The organism is Actinophytocola sp. (assembly GCF_036002505.1).
GTDB lineage: Bacteria > Actinomycetota > Actinomycetes > Mycobacteriales > Pseudonocardiaceae > DASYTH01.
The window spans coordinates 1-17,117 of sequence record NZ_DASYTH010000403.1 but is presented as its reverse complement, the minus strand read 5'-3'; the positions used below and the strand labels follow the sequence as shown (position 1 = coordinate 17,117).

General features: G+C 70.8%; 13 protein-coding genes. 4 read left to right on the top strand and 9 right to left on the bottom strand.

The annotated features are described in order from the left end of the window. Positions 1-352: 352 nt before the first annotated feature. From VGR06_RS35125 to eccD, 8 genes are all read right to left on the bottom strand, one after another. Positions 353-706: a hypothetical protein gene (locus VGR06_RS35125; protein WP_327563510.1), complete on the bottom strand. Its 354-nt coding sequence runs from the start codon at positions 704-706 to the stop codon at positions 353-355. Then, entirely contained in the window at positions 690-1,142 is a 453-nt protein-coding gene (locus tag VGR06_RS35120) for a YbaB/EbfC family nucleoid-associated protein (RefSeq protein WP_327563509.1), read from the bottom strand. The genes VGR06_RS35125 and VGR06_RS35120 overlap by 17 nt, the downstream gene beginning before the upstream one ends. A 22-nt stretch (positions 1,143-1,164) precedes the next feature. Continuing rightward, positions 1,165-2,916, bottom strand: a complete 1,752-nt coding sequence (locus VGR06_RS35115; RefSeq protein ID WP_327563508.1) for a hypothetical protein — start codon at positions 2,914-2,916, stop codon at positions 1,165-1,167. A gap of 39 nt (positions 2,917-2,955) precedes the next feature. Then, positions 2,956-3,342, bottom strand: coding sequence for a hypothetical protein (locus tag VGR06_RS35110; RefSeq protein WP_327563507.1), 387 nt, complete (start codon positions 3,340-3,342; stop codon positions 2,956-2,958). After that, positions 3,342-3,641 carry a hypothetical protein gene (locus tag VGR06_RS35105; protein WP_327563506.1) on the bottom strand — a complete coding sequence of 100 codons (300 nt, stop codon included), beginning with the start codon at positions 3,639-3,641 and terminating at the stop codon, positions 3,342-3,344. Before VGR06_RS35105 ends, VGR06_RS35110 begins: the two co-directional genes overlap by 1 nt. A 245-nt stretch (positions 3,642-3,886) precedes the next feature. After that, positions 3,887-4,222, bottom strand: a complete 336-nt coding sequence (locus VGR06_RS35100; protein ID WP_327563505.1) for a hypothetical protein — start codon at positions 4,220-4,222, stop codon at positions 3,887-3,889. Positions 4,223-4,330: 108 nt separating this feature from the next. Beyond that, complete coding sequence (gene eccB / locus VGR06_RS35095) at positions 4,331-5,710, bottom strand: type VII secretion protein EccB (RefSeq protein WP_327563504.1); 1,380 nt, start codon at positions 5,708-5,710, stop codon at positions 4,331-4,333. Between the two features lie 3 nt (positions 5,711-5,713). Next, on the bottom strand, positions 5,714-7,102 hold the full coding sequence (gene eccD, locus VGR06_RS35090; RefSeq protein ID WP_327563503.1) for a type VII secretion integral membrane protein EccD: 1,389 nt from the start codon (positions 7,100-7,102) through the stop codon (positions 5,714-5,716). 92 nt (positions 7,103-7,194) lie between these two features. On the opposite strand from eccD, the gene eccCa reads away from it, so the two are divergent. Then, the gene (gene eccCa / locus VGR06_RS35085; RefSeq protein ID WP_327563502.1) at positions 7,195-11,190 is read left to right on the top strand and encodes a type VII secretion protein EccCa; all 3,996 of its coding nucleotides are present in this window, start codon (positions 7,195-7,197) and stop codon (positions 11,188-11,190) included. Here eccCa and VGR06_RS35080 read toward each other — a convergent pair. Continuing rightward, positions 11,135-12,187: a S8 family serine peptidase gene (locus VGR06_RS35080; protein WP_327563501.1), complete on the bottom strand. Its 1,053-nt coding sequence runs from the start codon at positions 12,185-12,187 to the stop codon at positions 11,135-11,137. The genes eccCa and VGR06_RS35080 overlap by 56 nt on opposite strands. A 302-nt stretch (positions 12,188-12,489) precedes the next feature. On the opposite strand from VGR06_RS35080, the gene VGR06_RS35075 reads away from it, so the two are divergent. The 3 genes from VGR06_RS35075 to VGR06_RS35065 all read left to right on the top strand — a co-directional run bounded on the left by VGR06_RS35075 (position 12,490) and on the right by VGR06_RS35065 (position 16,984). After that, a complete protein-coding gene (locus tag VGR06_RS35075; RefSeq protein ID WP_327563500.1) occupies positions 12,490-15,717 on the top strand; it encodes an AAA family ATPase in 3,228 nt (1,075 codons plus the stop codon). Positions 15,718-15,897: 180 nt separating this feature from the next. Further along, positions 15,898-16,455 carry a hypothetical protein gene (locus VGR06_RS35070; protein ID WP_327563499.1) on the top strand — a complete coding sequence of 186 codons (558 nt, stop codon included), beginning with the start codon at positions 15,898-15,900 and terminating at the stop codon, positions 16,453-16,455. Between the two features lie 91 nt (positions 16,456-16,546). After that, a complete protein-coding gene (locus VGR06_RS35065; protein WP_327563498.1) occupies positions 16,547-16,984 on the top strand; it encodes a hypothetical protein in 438 nt (145 codons plus the stop codon). Positions 16,985-17,117 lie beyond the last annotated feature (133 nt).

Sequence of the window (17,117 nt, the reverse complement as noted above, 5' to 3'; positions counted from 1 at the left end):
GGCGCGGCGCCGGGACTACCGGCGGGCCGAAAAGGCTCCGCGGTAGTCGCCGGTCGCCTCGCCGTTGAGGGCTGTCTGCCACATGACGCCATTGTCCTTGGTGCTCGAACGGCACACCCGTGTGCCGCGTTGGCTCTATTCGCCGTGTTGGCCCGCCACGTCGCCGTGTTGGCCTCTGGCGTAGGTGTGTTGGCCTCTGGCGTAGGTGTGTTGGCTGGCGACGACACCGCCGACGGCAACCCCCGACGCACACCCGGCCAACACGACAGCGCCACAAGCCAACGCAACGACGTCACGGGCCAACATGGCGACGCCAGGGGCCAACACGCCGCACATCGCGGCGCGGTCGTCCTCAGCGCTTCTTGACGCCGGTGAAGCCGCCGTCGGCGGACTCGTTGATCAGGCCGTCGGCTTTGTTCGTCACCCGGGCACTCAACTCGGTCTGATCGGCGTCCGACCGCACGACGCCTATCGTTTGATCCAGGGACTTGACGATGGCCCGCGCTCCCTCCACGAGGGCCCTGGCCTCCGGTCCCACGTCCGGCATCGACTCCCAGAGGAGCGGCTCCTGCACGGCGAGCCCCTCGATCACCTTCAGGAAATCTCCGCGGACGCTCAGGAGCTCGCGCAGAAGCTTGTACTGCGCATCCCCGAGGGCGAACTGGAGCGTGGAGTCAAGCCGGGTCACGTCAATGCCGAAGGCCATTGGATTCGTCCTTTCCAGTCGTGGTGAAGAACTCGAAACCGCCGACCAGGTCGTCGACCACCGCGGTCAGGTCCAGGTCGCCGGTGAGCGCGGCCCGCACGTCGATCCCCGGCGGCAGCATCGGCCCCATGACGCCACCGAGCTGCTCGAACACCTGCCGCCGGGCCTCGGCGATGGTCTCGGTGACCACCTTGCCCAGCTCGGCGGGCGGCATGGACCGGTACTTGTTGCCGGTGAACGAAACCTGCGCGACCTCGCCACGGCCGTCGACGGTGACGCTGACCGCACGATCGCGGGACGCGGCGGTCGCGCTCATCTCCTTCATCCGCCGCTGCACGCCGATGATCTTGTCGTGCTCGGCTTTCAGCTGCCGCATCGCCTCGTCGAGCACGCCCGGGTCCGGCGCCGGCCAATCCTGCGGTCCTGGTGTGATCAATCCTCGCCTCCCTGCTCGTGGCTCAGTACGCGAGCCGGTTGGAATCACGGGTGTTGGTGCCCCGGCGGATGTTGTCGGTGCCCCGCACGACCGCGAGCTCATCGCCCACCTCGGCCTGATCGTCGCCGCGGCCGATCACTCCCGGCGCCGCCGTCCGGTCTGGCTCCCAGGCGTTGCGGTCCTCGGTGAGCCAGACGTTGCGCTCCCGCTCCTGGGACTGCTGTCCCCCCATCCCGCCGCCCATGCCACCGCCGCCGCCCATCGCCGGCGGGTAGATCGGCACCCCGTTCCCACCCGTGCCGAGGCTGCCGGCCCGGGGACCGGCCACCAGGTTCGCCGGGTTGGCCGCACCTCCGGCCGGCCGGCCCACCTGGCCGGGACCGCCGGCGCCGTCGAGGCCGGCCGCCACTCCCGAGCCCGGCACGCTCAGTGAGCCCCGGGAACCGCCCGGCCCGCCGCCGCCGAGCTTGACGTCGGAGCTGGGGCCACGCAGCGAGCCGGGCAGGATCGACGACAGGTCGGGTACCTTGAGCTCGCTGGGCCCGAGACCTTTCAGGATGTCGTTGACACCGGTCAGGTTGTCGCCGATGTTCTTGTTGAGGCCGGTCAGGTTGTCGCCGAAACTCTGGTTGAGGCCCTTCAGGTTGTCGTTGACACCCTTGTTGAGGCCGTTCAGGTTGTCGCCAAGATTTTTCAGGTTCAGGTCGGTGTTCTTGTTGTTCTTGTTGAGGGCGTCGACCAGATCGTCGAGTTCGGACTTCGGCGTGCTCTTGTCCGGGTCGGTGGTCAGCTGCACCGCGGCCGACCCGACAAACGTCATGCGGCTGCTGACGTCCTCGTAGGTGCTGATCAGCTTCTTGTAGGACTCGTCGACGGCGCTGTCGGCCAGGACGAGAAACTCTTTCAGCCAGCTCTTGAGGATTGGCTCGATCTCGGCCCCGATGACCGCAAGCACCGGATACTGCGCCTGAGCAATAAAAAATGGCGGCTTATCAGATTGCGCCCTGAGCTGGTCCGCCTTGTTCCTGATGTAGTCGACATTTTGCTGGGTGAACAGAGTCGCGCACCAGTAGTGCGGCCACGACTGGAAGGGAATGGAGTGCCCGTCAGGATAGATCACGTGCCCGCTGGGTACCCCCTGACCGTTGATCACGTTGGCCTGGGTGACGAAGACCCAGTAGAAGGCGTCCAGGGCTCGCTCGGCCCTGGTCAGGTGTGTGGAGTAGGACCCGCCGCCGGCATCCGCGGGCTGGTAGACGGTGTCGCCCACGCGACCGGTGGTGATCTCCGAGTGATCGGCGGTCAGGGCGTCCGCCAACCTGCCCAGGGTCTCCCAGGCGGCGTTGGCGGCCGCGCCGCCCCACACCGCGGTTTGCGGCCAGACACCGATGATCATGGCCCGGATCTGGGCGATCGACGTGGCGGCGGCGCTCAGCTGACCCGCGAACCGGTCGATCTCCGCGACCGAGTCGACGAAGGACGGCTGGGAGAAAGGCGCGTCGACACTCCCGAAGTAGTGCCCCGCGTCGAAGGCGCGTTGCACCTTGCGCAGCAGCTCGCCGTACTTCCACCACGCGTCGGTGAACTCCTTGCTGAACCCGATGCCCCGCCAGGTGGGAAACTCGTAGACCATCATGAACTCGTACGGGAGGACCGGGTCCACGGTGAACCACCGCATCGACATGAATGAGTCGCGCAGCTTCCCGTCGTCGGGGTCCATCGTGTAGCCGACCTTCTGGACGGTGTCTTCCCACCTTGGTATGGGTGCTGACATGCTCACTCCTGGAGGGCGGTCAGAGGGTACTGCCGCACGTCATTTCTTTACCGAATCCGGCAGCTGCACCTTGGGGCCGGTCGTGCCGGTCGTGTCGGTCTTGACTTCGAACGGGATCGCCGCCCGATCGGAGTCGTTGTTGGCTGCCCGCATCTTGATGACGTACGTGCCAAGCGCTTCACGAAGCTTTCGTATCTCGTTGACACGGGTGGTCCGCATCGTTTCCAACGACTTGCACAATTCGGCGGTGGCCGTCCTCAGAACGCCCGGCTTGCTGCCCGTCCCGGTCTCACCGGGAGGTTGCCCGGGGAGGACCGAGAACACGACGGGATCGCCGAGCACCGTGCGCACGATGTCGTCGAGGATCGACTGCATCTTGCCGAAGTCCGCCTCGTCAACCTTGATCCACGTCTTGGACGGCGGCATCAGGCCATCCCGTCGGCGCAGGCGTCGTCGGTACGCCTGATGATCTGACCCATCTCGCTGAAGACATTGTTCGCGCTCCGCACCTTGGCGGTCAGGTCGATGAGCGCGTCCTCGATGAGGCCCACGGCGCGATCGAACTGGTCCTTGGACTGCCCCTGCCAGTGGTCGACACCAAGCTCGTGCTGGACGTTTCCGATGAATCTCGCCTTCGCGTTCTGCATGTCCCGGCAGATCGTCTCCAGCGCCTCACTGACGCCATGGGATCGCCGGCGGTCGAACTCGATATAGCCTGTGTCCATTTTGCTCCACTCCCCGAAATTGAACTAGCGCGTGTTTTGAAAGTGCGCTGAGGTCGCAAATCTTTGGCGAGGGCGGCCGCCACACGGTGACCAGGACAGGGTGAGGAACGAGCCCTGTCCGCAGGCCCCGTCCAGGGACCACCTACGACACACGCCCACCCACCGGCCCGCAACCACCCCGGCAACCCGACCCCAGGCCATCGCCGAAGGCGATCGGCGGCCCTGCCCGAGTTAGGAAACACAGCCTAATGCCGGCCGGCTGCTCCCCTGTTGATCCCGACGAACATGTCGCCCAGCTCGTCGGTCATCCGGTTCGCCTGTGCCATGCGCTTGCCGGTGTGCTGGGTCTTCTGGTTCACGTCCTTCAGGTCACGTTCGAGCTCGGCGATCTCCTGCATCCACTGCTGGAAGTTGCGCCGGAACTTGGCCATTCCCTGCGCCTTCAGCGCCTTTCCCGCCTCGCTTGTGCCGTTCTCCGCATCCCGCACGACCCTCCTCAGATCCGAGATGAGCTCGTGGAAGTAGATCTCGGCACCGGCGATCTTTCCGGTATTGCCCCGCAAGGTGTCGTCGTAGGCCATAACTGCGCCTCCACATGTGGCCGTCAGTTCCTGTGCAACGAGGACACCACGCCCGCGGCGGGGACGAGAAGCGCAGGCCCCCGGAGCTTGCCTTCTTGTAAGGTGTGATCAGCTCGGGAGGGCCAGCTCAGGCCCGGTGGGCAACAGGTCCAGCACCCCCGCGGGCACGGCGATCTCCTCCGCCGGCGGGAGGCCCAGCGCCTCCGCGGCCGCGGACGTCACCGGGTACTTCACGCCGAGATCGGTCACCAGATACCGGGCCAGCCCCGGCGCACCCGAGGCGAGGCGCGGCCGGACCAGCGCGCCGCCGGACGGGGTGACCGAGATGCTGGCCGCCACCTCGGGACCCACGGTGATCGCGGGCTCGGCGGCCGGCGGCCGCCCCCCGGCCGGTCTGCCGGCCAGCAGCCGCACGCCGTAGCCGTCCGCGCGGGACGTCAGCTCGGCACAGGGACCGGCGCCCGGTTCGGCCACCAGGCGCGGCGGGGTGGTCGGCAGCCCCTCCCGCCCGGGCACCGTGCTCCGCGCGGCCGACGCCGCCGCCGCGACGCTCAGCGGCAGGGCGCGCACCTGCTGACCGGGGTATGCCTCCCGGGTCGCCGGATCGGCCAGCACCAGCTGTGCGTCCACAGTGGACAGTGCGGCCAGCCCGGTGCCGGTCTGGAGCAGGAAGCGGTCCGGCGCACCGGGGCTCTGCACCACGAGCACCTGGCCGGTCCTGGTCTGCGTGCCGCCGAGCACGGCGGCGGGCCGGCCCCGCCCGGCGACGTCCACCCCGGTCAGGTCGGGCCCGGCGGGAATCATGTTCAGCAGGCCCGCGGCGACCCGGCTGGCACCGTCCTCGGTGTACCCGAGCGCGTTGGCCAGCGCCGGTGCCGCCGCCCGCAGCCGCTGCCCGCGCCACAGCAGGTAGCGGTCGTCGTCCGGCCCGGTCACCCAGAACGCCTCGTCCCCGGCCAGCTCCCGGGCGCCGGGGGCCGGCCCGGTGCCGAGGCTCAGGGCCACCGGCCGCTCGTCCCCGGCCGCGGAGCCGGTCGCGCACGCCTGCCACACGTTCGTGCGGAGCCCCGGGCCGGGCAGCACCTCCGGCGCGCCCGGGATGCCCACGGTGGGCCCGTGCGGCGTGCCCTCGAGTGAGCCGTGCGCCACCCGGACCACCCGCATCGACGTGCCGAGCAGCAACTTCGCGGAGGCGAGGTTGAGCACCGGGCGCAGCGTGCCGTCCGCCAGGACGTACCGGCTCCCGGTGTCCCGGTCGATGATGAAGGCCCCCGGTTCGCGCCACTGGTCGGACCGGCCGCCGAAGATCAACGCGAAGCCGGCGGCGCCGAGGACCGCGACGACCAGCAGCGCCACCCCGATCAGCATGCCCATGCTGGTCCTGCGCGTCGGCGTCTCGCTGGCGTCCGGATCGGCCTGCACCAGCGCGGAGGCCAGCCGGCCGTTGAGGTAGGCCTGCGCCTGCACGAGGTCACGGCGGGACTGCACGGATCACCCTCCCAGCGAGTACGCCCACGCGTAGAGCCCCCACTCCACGCCGGCCAGCGGCAGCAGAGACAGCACGGCGAGCGTCTGGAACAGGTCGCCGAACCAGCCCCACCTCGGCATCAGCCGCCGTCCCTCCAGGGATCGCGCGCTCAGCACCACCGCGGCCGCGACCGCCACGAGCGCGAGCCCGAACACCGACCGGCTCGGCGCGGACATGCCCAGGCCGGTGCCGACCAGCAGGGCCACCAGGCCCGTCGCGCCCCCGGCGATCAGCGCCACCCGCGGCCAGATCGCGACGAACGCCCGGGCCTGCAGCAGCAGCACGCAGGCACCGAGCAGCGCGCAGGCCCGCGAGCCCCACTGGTCCGCGGAGCCGAGCACGGCCAGCGCGCCGCCGGCCACCGCGGCGAGCCCCATGGCCATGGCGGCCACATGCCGGTCGGCGGCCGCCGCGCGGTCCAGCACCTGCTGGCCGGGTTCCGGATCGGTGTACTCGCGCAGCTGCTCGAACGACGCGGGCAGCGGCGGAATGCGGAGCTTCGCGATCCACGCCGCCGCCCTCGGCAGCGCACCGATCATGGCGACGGCCAGCACCAGCGCCAGCGCCCAGGTGCCCACTGTGGACAGTTCGAGACCCGTCCCGGCCACGCCGGCGCCGACGGTCAGCAGCACCGCGGCCGCCACGCCGAGCGCCGGGCCGCGGGCCGGCGGCAGCCCGAGCGCGAGCAGGCCCACCGCCCCGGCCCCGGTGGCGGCGGCGGTCACCAGGGCCGGCGCGTCGAGCCGAACGCTGCCGAGCAGGAGGGTGCCGAGCAGGTAGCCGGCCAGCACCGCGGTGCCCACGCAGGCGACACCGAACACCGCGGCCGCCCGCCCGTCGGACAGGATCCGGCCGGCGAGCACCGACGCGACGCCGAGCAGCACGGCCAGCGCCAGGGCGACGCCCGCCCGCACGAGCGGGGGGCCCGGTGCGAGCAGCAGGCCGCCGGCGCCGGTCATCCCGGCCCCGGCGACGGCCAGCACCGCGACGCCGGTGTGGGCGGGCCGCCAGCGGCCGGCGCCGTCCCGCACCGCGGTCGCGACCCCGTCGGCCATGTCGTCGAAATCGGCCGGCGGCAATTGCGCGTCACTCGGTCGCAAGTAGACGGTGTCGCCGTCCCGCAATCCGAGAGCCCGACTCGTTAAATCTATATCAAGTGGTTCCTCGCCGAGGCGCTGCAAAACCCAACCACCGCCGTCCGAGCTGGACCGGACCGACTCCTCGCCGGCCAGGCGAAGCAGTCCCGGCTGGAGCTCGGCAAGCACCACATAGGCGGGTAATGCCACGTCAAGAGCCCTGTGCGGCCCGACGACCGTGAGATGGCAAAGGTCACCCGGGTCGCTGGTCGTCATCCGAAATCACCCCATTTCGCGGCTCCTGGGGAAGCGGCGAAGATTCTGACACACTGGAGGCTCAGCGTGTAGTGACCGCGAGGAGAAATCGAATGAGCACGGTTCTGTTCATACGGCCGCCTCGCCGCAAAGGCCCGCAACTGCCCAGCGGTGAGATGTCCGTCCAGGAGCCGCCGGCCCTGCCCGAGGCGCCGACCGGTGCGCTCGGGCAGATGCTCGTCTACATCCCGATGGCGGTCTCCTCCAGCGCGATGCTCCTGCTGTTCGTCTCGCCGAGCAATCCGTCCCTGATGTACATGGCGGGCGGCTTGATGGTGGTCTCGACCCTGGTGATGCTGTTCGGACAGGTGGGCAGCGCCACCGCGCAGCGCCGCCGGAAGATGCGCGGAGACCGGCGGGACTACCTCCGGTACCTCACCCAGCTGCGCAGGTACGCCCGGCGAACGCTCGGTGAGCAGCACAAGGCGGTGGGGTGGCGGCATCCCGCGCCGGACGCGCTGTGGTCGATCGCGCTCACCGACCGCCTGTGGGAACGGCGCTGCGCGCACGACGACTTCGCCGAGATCCGGGTCGGCGTCGGCGAGCAGCGCCTGGCGGTCGGCATCGCGCCGGTGCAGAGCAAGCCCGTCGAGGACCTCGAACCGCTGTCCGCGCTCGCCCTGCGCCGGTTCATCCGCGCCTACAGCACCGTGCGGGACCTCCCGGTGGCGCTGTTCCTGCGGGGGTTCCGGCACGTGGTCGTGCGCCCGGTGGCGGACCGGCCGGACGTGCGGGCGGGGTTCGTGCGGGCGATCCTCGGCCAGCTCGTCACCTTCCACGGCCCGGACGAGCTGCGGGTGGTGATCTGCGCCGACGAGGACCGGCGGGCCGACTGGGAGTGGATCAAGTGGCTGCCGCACGCGATGCACCCGGTCGAGCGGGACCCGGCGGGCCCGGTGCGCCTGTTCTGCGACGGCCTCGACGAGCTGGAGTCGTTGCTGGGTGAGGAGTTCGCCAACCGCGACCGGCACCAGACCGGGGCCGCGCCGACCAGGGAGGAGCCGTACACGGTCGTCGTCCTGCACGGCGAACGCGGGCCCGAGGGCAGCCGGCTGGCCGGCGCCGGCTACCGCAACGCCGTGCTCGTCGACATCGGCGACGGCGTCCCGGCGCAGGCGGCGGCGGACGTGCTGGTGCTCGAGATCGACGAGGACGGCCTGACGATGACCGCCGCCGCCGCGCCGGGCAGCGGCGCCACGGAACGGCGCACGGATCTGGGCCGGCCGGATCAGCTCAGCATCGCCAGGGCGACCGCGCTGGCCAAGGCCGTCTCCCCGTTCCGCCCGGCCAGCGGGGGCGATCTGGCCGAGCGGGGGGACGGCGGCATGATCGAGCTCCCCACCCTGCTCGGCCTGGGCGAGCTGTCCACATTGGACATACGGGCGGTGTGGGCGCGGCGCACGTGGTCGGATCACCTGCGGGTGCCGATCGGGATCACGCCGGCGGGCACCCCGGTCGAGCTCGACCTCAAGGAGTCCGCGCTGGGCGGGTTCGGTCCGCACGGCATGCTGGTCGGCGCCACCGGTTCCGGCAAGAGCGAGCTGCTGCGCACGCTCGTGCTCGCCCTGTCCGCCACCCACTCCTCCGACATGCTCAACTTCGTGCTGGTGGACTTCAAGGGCGGGGCCACGTTCCTCGGCTTCGACCGCCTGCCGCACACCTCGGCCGTGATCACCAACCTGGCCGACGAGCTGCCGCTGGTCGCCCGCATGCAGGACGCGCTGACCGGCGAGACGATGCGGCGGCAGGAGTTGCTGCGCCGGGCCGGAAACTTCAACTCGGTGCACCAGTACCGCAAGGCCCGGGCCGCCGGCGCGCCGCTCGACCCGCTGCCCACCCTGTTCGTGGTCGTGGACGAGTTCAGCGAGCTGCTCGCCGCGTACCGCGACTTCATGGACATCTTCGTGATGATCGGACGGCTGGGCCGCTCCCTCGGCGTGCACCTGCTGCTCGCCTCGCAGCGCCTGGAGGACGGCCGGATGAGCAGCCTGGAGACCCACCTGTCGTACCGGATCGGCCTGCGCACGTTCTCCGCGATGGAGAGCCGGGCGGTGCTCGGCGTGCCCGACGCCTACGAGCTGCCGCCCGCGCCCGGCCACGGGTACATGCGGTTCGAGGGCAGCTCGATGGTCCGCTTCCGGGCCGCCTACGTCTCCGGCGCCTACCGCCCCCCGGTACCGGAGGAGCAGCGGTCCGAGGCGGCCGCCATCAGCCAGATCCACGTCTACGACACCATCCGGCAGGACCCGCCCGCCACGGACGCCGAGCCCGCCGGGACCGCGCCCGACGCGGAGGCCGAGCCGGACGCCGGCGGGGCCACCGTGATGGACACGCTGATCGACCGGATGGTCCAGCAAGGTCCCCCCGCGCACCAGGTCTGGCTGCCACCGCTGACCGAGTCCCCCACCCTGGACCAGCTCCTGCCGCCGCTGGAGATCGACCCGGTGCGCGGGCTCTGTCCCGCCGGCGCCGCGGTCCGGCCCCCGCTCTGCGTGCCGGTGGCGGTGGTGGACCGGCCGTTCGAGCAGGTGCGGGACCTCCTGGTGGCCGACATGTCCGGTGCGGGCGGGCACGTCGCGGTCGTCGGCGGCCCGCAGAGCGGGAAGAGCACCCTGATCCGGACGCTGATCACCGGGCTCGCGCTGACCCACACCCCGGCCGAGGTCCAGTTCTACTGCCTCGACCTCGGCGGTGGCTCGCTCGCCCCGCTCGCGGGCCTCCCGCACGTCGGCGCGGTCGTCGGCCGGCACGAGGCCGACCGGGTGAACCGGCTGACCGCGGAGCTCACGTCCCTGCTCACCCGCCGCGAACGGCTCTTCGCCGAGCAGGGCATCGACGGCGCGGCGACGTTCCGCGCCCGCCTGCGCGACGGCGGCTTCGTCGACGACGAGGGCTACGCCGAGGTCTTCCTGGTGATCGACGGCTGGGGCGTGCTGCGCAGCGACTTCGAGGACATCGTCGAGCGGGTGCACCACCTGACCCGCGACGGGCTCAGCTACGGCATCCACGTGATGATCGCGGCGACCCGGTGGAACGAGATCCAGCTCAGCGTGCGGGACGCCCTCGGCACCCGGCTCGAGCTCAAGCTCGGCGACCACGTCGACTCGGTCATCGACATCCGCGCCGCGGCGACCGTGCCCGCGCTCCCCGGCCGCGGCCTGACCTCCGAGAAGCTGCACTACCTGACGGCGCTCCCGCGCATCGACGGCACGTCCGAGACCGCGGAGCTCGCCAAGGCCGTCGGCGAGCTCGTCGAATCGGTCGCCGAGGGCTGGGCCGGGGCGAAGGCACCGGGCCTGCGCATGCTGCCCCACCTGCTGCCCGCCGAAGAGCTGCCCGCGCCCGAAGGCGACTTCCGGATGCCGATCGGCCTGGCCGAGACGGCCGACACGGTGTGGCACGACTTCGCCACCGCACCGAGCCTGCTCGTGCTCGGCGACGCGGAGAGCGGCAAGACGAACCTGCTGCGGCTGGCGTTGCGCGCGATCACCACCAGGTACACCCCCGACGAGGCCCAGGTGATCATGATCGACCTGCGCCGGGAGCTCTACGACTGGGTTCCCGAGGAGTACCGGCTGGCCTGTGCCTTCTCCAGCCAGCAGGCGAAGGACTTCATCCTCGGCTCCAGCGAGCAGCTCCGCGTCCGGCTGCCCGGCGCCGAGATCACGCCGGACCGGATGCGGCGGCGGGACTGGTGGAACGGCCCGCTGATCTTCTACGTGATCGACGACTTCGACCTGATCGCGGGCAACGACGCCACGGAGCCGCTGGTCGACCTGCTGCCCTTTGCGCACGAGATCGGGATGTACCTGGTGCTGGCCCGCGGTTCCGCCGGTTCGGCGCGCACCAGCTCGGACTACCTGCTGCGCCAGCTGCGCGACCTGAACGTGGCCGATCTGCTGCTGTCCTGCCCGCCCGGCGACGCGCCCTTCGGCGGGCCGAAGGGCCGGCTGCTGCCGCCGGGACGCGCGCAGCTGTCCTCCCGGCGGGGCGTCAGCCTGATCCAGACGGCGTTCGCGGGTGAGCCCGCGCCGGACGCCGCCGCCTGACGACGAACGCCGCCGTGCCGGCGATCGCCAGCACGGCGGCGACGCCCCCGGCCACCGGCAGAACGGTCCACAGTGGACTGACTGGCGCCGCGGGCGGCTCCGCCAGCCGCGGCATCCGCTCGGCCGGGCTCGCCGGGCGGCCGCCGCCGTCCGGCGAGAGCACCTCGGTGAGCGCCCGGTCCGGGTCGACGACGCCGGCGCCGAACCCCGGCCCGACGGCCCGGTCGGCCGTGTCCAGCAACCGCTGCCGCACCGCGGCGGCGCTCAGCTCGGGCCGGTAGGAGCGCAGCAGCGCGGCGGCGCCGGCCACGAAGGCCGCCGCCACCTCGTCGCCGCTGGAGGTGACGTGCCCGTCGCCCGCGGGCGCGAGGCTCACCACGCCGTCCGCACCGGGCGCCGCCAGGTCGACCCTGGACTCGCCGGTGGCGGCACTGGCCCCGTTCACCCCGAGCGCCGTCACGGCCAGCACTTCCTCGTAGTGAGCGGGAAAGGCCGGCGCCGGGCGATTCCGCGCGGCCTGCGTGGTGGCCGGGGCGACCACGAGGGCGTTGCGGCGCAAGGCGTCCAGTACCGCGGTGCGCAGGGCGGGGCTGTCCGCGACCGACGACGCGGTGACCGCGACGACCGAGGCCCCCCGGTCCACCGCCGCGCTGATGCCCGCGGCCAGGACGTCGGCGGCCACCAGGTCCTCGGTCGGGGTGACCCGGACCGGGAGGATCCGGGCGGCGGGCGCCACACCGGCGAACCCGCTGCCGTCCCGCGGGCGCGCCGCGACGATGCCGGCGACGAACGTGCCGCGGCCGGCGCAGTCGCCGTCCGCACGGCCCCGGCCCGGCGCCGTGAGGTCGACCCCGGCGGCGACCGCGCCCGACAGCGCGCTCGCCGCCGCCGAGACCCCGGTGTCCACCACCGCGACCGTGACGCTCCCGCCCTCGCTGAACCGTCCGGCCTGGCTGAGCCCGAGCCTGACCGACGGCCACGGCACGGCCTTCGACACGACCGGCGAACCCGGCGCGCACCCGCCGCCGTTCTGGCCGCCGGGCTCACGTTCCGGGATGGCGGTTTGCGCGAATGCGGTGAAAACGTTACAGCAGAGTAAGAAAACGAGTCCGCCGACAATACCCGTTGCGCGACGCACAGTAACGTCCTTTCCGCCAGGACAGCCGGATTCTCAGGCATGGTAGGCACGCTCACGGGCCGGCGGTTCCACCCGGCCACCGGGATTGACATTGGTGTAGCGAAAACGCCGTCCGACAGTTCGGGTGTCCGAAGCCGCACCGGGCAGGGAGGCGGAGGAGCATGTCGTTGGCCGTGGCGACCGATTGGGAGCGGGAAGACGCCGGAGGTCCGGTGCTGGTGGTCGATCCGGGCAGTCCCGGCGGCTACCAGAGCATCAGCGCGGCGATGGACGTGGCCGCACCCGGGACGACCGTTCTGGTCGCCGCGGGAACCTATTTCGAGGCGGTGTCCCTTTCGGACGGTGTGCTGCTCTCGGCGCGCCGGCCCACCGAGATCGTCAAGATCGCCGTCGACGACAGCATGTCGTTCGGCACGGCCGCGGTGACCCTGCGCGGCGGCAGTGCCGGACTGCGCGGTGTCCACGTGCACCACCGCGACGCCGACCGCCCCGCGGTGGAGGTCGAGAACGGTGCCCTGCGCCTGGATCGCTGCCAGGTGCTCGCGCAGTCGGCGGTCGCGGTCGAGGCGCGCGGCCGGTCCACACTGGACGTCGTGGACTGCGCGGTCCGCAACCACGTCGGGGGCGGGATCGTGCTGGACGGTCCGTGCACGGGAACGCTGGAACGGGTGGATCTGCGGGAGATCGCGACGTCGGCGATCGTGCTGCGCGACCACGCGGCGCCGGTCGTGCTCGAGTGCACGATCGAGCAGGTGGGCGGGAACGGCGTGTGCTCGCTCGACGGGGCCGCGGGCACGGTCGAACGCTGCACGATCACCGGCAGCGACGGTGCGGCGCTCGCCGCCGACCGGGGGAGCACGACCAGGTTCGTCGGTGTCAACGCCTTCGGGATCAGCGGAGGCGCCTACGTGGCGGGCGAAGCGGCTCCTCAGTTCGACGACTGCGGCCTCGCCGGAGGACTCGGGCCGGGACTGTCCGTGGACGGGCGGGCGCGGCCCACGGTCACCCGCTGCCGCATGGGTTCGACGGAGTCCCATGCCGCGCACGTCACCGGCGAATCGTTCGCCGAGCTCACCGAATGCGGCTTCGGGTCGGCCGGTGCGGCGGGGCTGCGGGTCGACGCGGGCAGCCGGGTGGTGGTCGAGCACGCCGTCATCGCCACCGCCACCGACGGGCTCGTCGTCGAGGACGCGGACGGTTCCTTCAGCGACATCGAGCTGCGCGAGCTGGGTCGGCACGGCGTCGTGGTCAGCGGTTCCGGTTCGCCGCGGCTGGCCCGTCTGTCCCTGGTGGACTGTCCGGGAACGGGCATGAGCCTCGACGCGGAGGTGTCGGTCGAGGAGTGCGAGGTGGCCGGGAGCGGTTCGGACGGCGTCCGGGTCGGGCGGGCCGGCACCGTGACCCTGACCGGGTGCCGGCTGCACGACTCGGGTGCCGCGGGCCTGCGCCTGGACACCGGTGCCCGCGCGACGCTGACCGGCTGCGCGGTGTTCGGCAACGCCGAGGAAGGCGTCGCCGTCATGACGTTCGAGCCGGTGGCGCTGCACGACTGCCGGATCGAGCACAACGGCGGCGCCGACGTGTACCGGGCGCCGGGTGTGCCCGAACCGGCGGGTCCGCCCGCGGAGGCCGGCCACGACCTCGCCGCGGAACCCGCGGCGGTCCCGCCGCCGCGGCCGCAGGTGCCGGAGTTGCCCGCGGCCGGCCGGGAGTCCACGTCGAAGGTCGCCGGCCGCCTGGCCGAGCTCAACTCGCTGATCGGGCTGGACCGGGTCAAGCAGGAGGTCGGCTCCCTGATCAACCTCACCATGCTGGCCGAGCGGCGGCGCGCGGCGAACCTGCCCACCCCGCCGATGAGCCGGCACCTGATCTTCGCGGGCGCGCCGGGCACCGGCAAGACGACCGTCGCCCGGTTGTACGGCCGGATCCTCGCCGAGCTGGGGGTGCTGCGGACCGGCACCGTCGTCGAGGTGGCCAGGCAGGATCTCGTCGGGCAGTACGTCGGCCACACCGCCGCCAAGACCGCCGCGGTGATCGAGCAGGCACTGGGCGGCCTGCTGTTCATCGACGAGGCGTACACGCTCACTTCCCGCAGTGCCAACGACTTCGGTGGCGAGGCCATCGACACGCTGGTCAAGATGATGGAGGACCACCGGGACGACCTCGTCGTCGTGGTGGCGGGCTACGCCGACCAGATGCGGGAGTTCCTGTCGACCAACCCCGGTCTGGGGTCGAGGTTCGCCCGAACGATCACCTTTGAGTCCTATTCGGACAGTGAGCTGGCCGACATCGTGGAGAAACTGTGCAGCGAGCACCTGTTCTCCCTCGAGTACGGCACGAGGGAAGCCCTCGTCGAGCACTTCTCCTCGCTCCCCCGGGACATCAACTTCGGCAACGGCCGGGTGGCCCGGCAGGTCTTCGAGGACATGATCAACAGACAGGCGCAGCGCCTGGCGACCATGCCGGACGCCGGCGAGACCGACCTCACGCGGTTGCTGCCCGACGACCTGCCGGACACGCCGGGCGGGCGGGCCCGGTCGAAACGGGACGACGTCGCCACGCTGCTGGACGAGCTGGCCGGCATGGTCGGCCTGCCCGGCGTCAAGAGCGAGGTGGCCGACATCGTCAACCTGCTGTCCACCGCCAAGCTCCGCGAGAAGGCGGGCCTGCCCGTACCGCCGCTCAGCCGGCACCTCATCTTCTCCGGGCCGCCCGGCACCGGAAAGACCACCGTGGCGCGGCTCTTCGGCCGCCTGCTCGCCGCGATGGGCGTGCTGCCCAAGGGCCAACTGGTCGAGGTGTCCAGGGCCGACCTCGTCGGCGAGTACATCGGCCACACCGCACAACGAACCAGGGAGGCGTTCGACCGCGCCCGCGGCGGCGTGCTGTTCATCGACGAGGCCTACGCGCTGGCTCCCGCCGGCGTCACCCAGGACTTCGGCCGCGAGGCGATCGACACCCTGGTGAAGCTGATGGAGGACCACCGCGACGAGGTCGTGGTGATCGTCGCCGGTTACACCAACGAGATGGCCGGGTTCATCCGCGCCAACCCCGGGCTCGCCTCCCGCTTCTCCCGGCACGTCCGGTTCACCGACTACTCCACCGACGAGCTCGGCCAGATCCTGGTGTGGCAGGCCGACGCGCAGGGTTTCGAGCTGACCGGGACCGCCCGCTCGGCGGCCCACGCGCTGTTCGCCTCGATTCCCCGCGGCGCCGACCACGGCAACGCGCGGCTGGTCCGCCAGGTGCTCGGCGACATGACCACGCGCCAGGCGAACCGGCTGCGCGGAAAGCTCGCCCCCACCCGTGAGGACCTGCGCATGCTCGACGCCGCCGACGTCCCGACCGACGTGCACGACATGTTCGCCAGCGACACTCTCCCGAGCTGAAAGCGCCCGAAAACCGCGCAGGTTCCCGGAAATCGCTCACATCGAGGTCAACCCACCGCGGATCTCCTGTCCGAAAACTCCGCCTTCGGCAATCCTGGTAGGTGCGGGGCGAATCCCGCTTCCGCTCGCAACATGACATCGATCAAGGCTCGTCGCAGCCGAAAGCGGAGGTTGTCAAAGGTGCAGATCATTTCATCGCCCACCGAAAAGAAACCCAGTCGCCGAATGAGGCGGAACACCGTGCTGGCGCTGGCCGCGGCACTGGTGTCCGCCATTGCCGGCTTCTCGACCGCCGGCTCGGCCAACGCGGGATCCAACGGCCAGCAGGTCGAAGTAGACGTCCCGCCCGGGTATCTGATTCCCAGTTACCAGGTCCCGAAGAACATGCGCGTGTTCGCGAAGGGCACCAACAACTACAACGCCCCGGCCTGCACGGAGCTCGAGAACGTCGGCGAGTCTCCGATAGTCGTGTATGGAAAGCCGTCCTGGAACCAGTGGTGGTGGAAGTACGGTATCCAATTCACCATCGTCGGCACCATCAGCGATTTCCCTGGCGGAGTTGACCACGAGGTCGCCTATCGCGCGGAGGCAAACATCGATGAGCAGTACCATACCGATGTGGTGAAGTTCGAATCGGTGACCACACCGTGGTCGTCCGTCAGTGCGCGGGACCCGCAACTCCCGCGACTCAGCTTCAGGCAGATCGCCTGGGAGCCGGGTACGCAGGTTTGCTCCTGAGCAGGCCATAGCTCCGAACGTGGAACGTATTTACCTTCGAATCGTACCGGTATTCTCCGGAGTCTGTCATGTTGGTTGGAGGGGTTTCGTCTTGGTCAGAAACAACGGTTTCGTGCGATTGGTCGGTCGCGTGCCGCGGTTCGGGCGGGCGGTACTGCTGTCCGCCGCCGTCGCGGGTCTCGGGGTGGCCGTGTGGTCTGGTTCGGCTGCCGCCGAAGACGGCGGGAAGGTCATCGCCCTGAAGACTGAGTCCGAGGCGGCCAGCGCGCCCATCCAGCAACCGATCAAAATCTGTGGCCCTAACCCGGAAGGCGACTATCAGTGCACGGATTGGTTCACATTCGGAAGCTATGCCTTCAGCCGGTTCGCCCCGGATTTCCAGTGGCAGGGGAGGATCACCATCTGTCGGGGTGGGGAGGCGTTGATCGTGGATGTGCCTTCTCAGCAACAACTGCCCGGCGACGAGTTCAGGGTCAATATCACCCACTTCTACTCGTGGCAGGAGGAGCCGTCGCCTGAATGCCTGTGACGATCGCCGGCGTGGACCGCAGTGCCTGCTGACCGGCGCCGGTCCCGTCGCCTGGGAGCCGGGTACGCAGGTTTGCTCCTGAGCAGGCCATAGCTCCGAACGTGGAACGTATTTACCTTCGAATCGTACCGGT